We start from the raw sequence: 3,206 nt of genomic DNA on the forward strand, positions 1-3,206 counted from the left end.
CACGGTGCCCTGAAGGATCCGCGCCATGTGGAAATGCAGATACGCGGGCGGCCCGTCCCTCCGTGTCGTAGCGGTGAAGACGGCGGAGAACTCTCCCAGGCGGGCAGAGTCCGCCAGGACCTCCGAGACCCGCTGCCTCCACGCCGCTTCGGGCGCCAGCCGACCGGTGATGACAGCGCCCCCGGTGACCACGGTCAGGGACATCTCATTGCTCTGTTCGGACTCCACCAGCGTGGCAACGTCAACGAGCAGCTCGTCAAGCTTCGACATGAGAGCCGATCCTATTCACGGGCCGTCCCGTCCCCTCAACCGGTCGTGCCACCGGTCAACCGGTCGTGCCACCGGGCGAGAAGGGCTGTCGCCGTCTTCCCACCAGAGGCACGGCGCGTGACCGAGGTCGCCATGACAGCCGGTTGACCATGGGCCGGCCGAAGTCTCCGGTGCCGCCGTCGAGGTCGGGAGTGCGCACGCGCGGGGTCTGGAGGCTGGGGTTGTGCACGGCCACCTTGGGCAACCCGGCGACGGCCGCTCCACGACCCTCCGCATCCCTGTTCGAGGTCGATTACCTACCCACAGGACGCGCAAAAATCTGTGTCGGCTGTAGTAGACATTGGGTGGTGGCGTGCCTATGGTTTCTCTCGTAACCCAGAGAGACAGCAGGGCCCGGCAGAGACGAACTGCCGGGCAAGCGGTACCAGCAGTACAGGTGGTTGCAGTTCGCAGGACGGTGCGGCAGTGGAGTTTCGAAGCCAGGGCTTTCGCAGGACGGCGACGAGACTGGCGGCCGGACCGGGCGGCCCGCAGTGATCAGGGGCCGCCGCGCGGGACCGCGGTCAATGCAGGTGCGGTACCCGTGAGCGCAGTACGCAGTACCCAGCAGTGAGATCAGTGAGCAGTACCCCTGGCGAAGGCGTCGACTGCGGACGCGCGCGCCCGGGAGGTTCGGCAGTGGGGTTCCAAGCCAAAGCAGACGCAGGACGGGCAACGGGGCTGGCTGCCGAAGAGTGGCGCTGTCACAGGCCACGGAGCGGTTCGCATCACCAGCAGTACCCGCAGTGGATCAGTAACCGCAGTAACCGCAGTAAGTAGTTGATCACCGAGGAAGAACGGAGGAACCCGCGCCATCAGGATCGCCCGGGCGGAAGTCTGAGCCCGGGTACCGCAGGACATCGATAGCGAGGTGGTCTCCGGTCAAGCAACCGCGATCCCCGCAAGCCCGACGTTGTTCCGGTCGGGTACGCGGACACAGAACGCCGGCGCAGCATCAGGGCCGGCAGGTGGTGTAGTAGTTCCTTCGGGGCCCTGGTGCCAGTACGGCACCAGGGCCCCTCCATGCGTTTCCCAGAGAGGTGCAAATGACAGCAGATGACTCGTACGGCCGTCTGGACGACGACGACTACCCCGCCTACACCATGGGCAGGGCCGCCGAAATGCTCGGCACCACACAAGGATTCCTCCGTGCCATCGGCAAGGCCCGGCTGATCACCCCGCTGCGCTCGGAGGGCGGCCACCGCCGCTACTCCCGCTACCAACTACGCATCGCCGCCCGCGCCCGCGAACTCGTCGACCAGGGCACACCCATCGAAGCCGCCTGCCGCATCATCATCCTCGAAGACCAGCTCGAAGAGGCCCAACGCATCAATGCCGAATACCGCCGCAGCACCGCATCCGACGCGCCACCGGCCTCGGATTGAGGTGAGTCCGCCCGCCGTCGGCATCGACCGATGGGTGCAACCCGAGGGCCGGCCAAGGCCTGCTCGCCGAGGCAGCGGATCTCGGCGTGGGTGCTGTTGTGGCGGCGCTTCCATCTCTTGAGGCGGCGGCCCCGGAACGGGCCCCGGACAGGTTCGCCGGCTCCTTGGTACGCCGTGTCCGCCCAGCATTTGAGGTTCGCGTCGGCGAGGGCTTCGACGCTCCCGTGCTGCCGTGCGGCGGTCAGGTCGTGAGTCGAGCCGGGCAGAGCCGGCGAGGCCCGGAGCAGCCGCCCGAACGGGTCGGTCAAGACCTGGACGTTCATGCCATGCCGTTTGTGTTTTCCGGATTAGTGCAGGGCGTCGGCGGCGATCCGGTCGATCGGCAGCAGGGTGCCGTCGAGGATGACGAACGCCTTCTCCCATCGCCTTCATCGCCTCGGCGCAGGGACGGGGCGGGGACGGCCAGGACGTCGACGGCCTCGCGTATGTAGCGGTGGACGGTCGTGATCCCGATACCGAACCCGGCGGCCGGCTGGGCGTAGGTGTCACCGCAGCGCAGGTGAGCGAGTACCAGTAGGCCCTCAGATGCACGCCGGACAGCTCGACCGCCGATGGGTGAACAAGCACACGAAGCTCCTGGCCGGCACAGGCGATCTTGGTCGTGGACCCGTCCACCAGGAACTTCGCCGCTTCGTGCAGCCCACCAACCGCCAAGCCGCACCAACAGGTTGGGAAACGCTCGCCGGATACCTGGGAGCCGTCTGGGAGCCGAATCGCTCCCCGGACCCGCCCCGGACCACGCGAGACTCACCGAGTCCAACACGCTGAACTGCGGAAATACCAGTCAAGCAGGTGACGATCTTGGCCGAACCTCATTCGGGACGAAGAGGTCGTGGGTTCAAATCCCGCCACCCCGACAGCTGAAACACCACTGAGGGGCCTGATCCGCGAGAGCGGGTCAGGCCCCTCAGTGGTTTCCGGACCCTCGGGGCGTGGATCATGGAACGGCGACTGGGCAGTCCGGCGCTCGCCTGTCGCCGCTGCGGTGACCGATGAATCGCTTCAGCATCAGGATTGCCGGGCACCATGCCACGACCGAGGCGACCGCACGACAGGCCATCCAGACCGCCGGCCAAGACTTGCCCGACCGATCATGTGGCGGCTCGGTGTCCACGTCGTAAAAGCAGCTCGCACGCGTGGGCAGGGTGTGACCGGTAGTGGTCACGCGGGCCGAACCGTACGCGGACATGCCTGCCACCGTGTACCAAGCAGGGCCAGAGCGCCGGGTAGATCGCTCACCCGTTGGCTGCGGCCGTGCCGGTCATCGTCCCCAGCCCTTCGGGGGATACGCGGGCCGCATCCGGCGCGTTTCCCGCCCCGCCGGGGCATCCCTTGGTGGAACGAAAGGGAGACATGATGCCGCTCTATCTATCGAGGTTCAGCTACACACCGGAGACTTGGGCGAGGATGATCGTCCACCCCGAGGACCGCGCAAAGGCCGCTCAGGCGTAC

General features: G+C 67.0%; 2 protein-coding genes and 1 pseudogene. 1 reads left to right on the forward strand and 2 read right to left on the reverse strand.

From position 1 onward, the window contains the following. Window positions 1–270: hypothetical protein (locus VIU94_RS12985; protein WP_331910888.1), on the reverse strand; the 270-nt coding region annotated here is incomplete at its 3' end. Window positions 271–1,355: 1,085 nt separating this feature from the next. On the opposite strand from VIU94_RS12985, the gene VIU94_RS12995 reads away from it, so the two are divergent. After that, complete coding sequence (locus VIU94_RS12995) at window positions 1,356–1,694, forward strand: MerR family transcriptional regulator (protein WP_331910890.1); 339 nt, start codon at window positions 1,356–1,358, stop codon at window positions 1,692–1,694. A gap of 50 nt (window positions 1,695–1,744) precedes the next feature. Here the strand turns inward: VIU94_RS12995 and VIU94_RS13000 are convergent. Further along, a pseudogene (locus tag VIU94_RS13000) lies at window positions 1,745–2,298 on the reverse strand (transposase family protein); the annotation flags it as partial. Between the last annotated feature and the right edge of the window lie 908 nt (window positions 2,299–3,206).

It is taken from the genome of Streptomyces sp. (assembly GCF_036566765.1).
In the GTDB taxonomy this organism is placed as follows: domain Bacteria; phylum Actinomycetota; class Actinomycetes; order Streptomycetales; family Streptomycetaceae; genus Streptomyces.

Bases quoted from the DNA above. Each gene is read 5' to 3' on its own strand.
- VIU94_RS12995 (WP_331910890.1), top strand. From the start codon at position 1,356: ATGACAGCAGATGACTCGTACGGCCGTCTGGACGACGACGACTACCCC.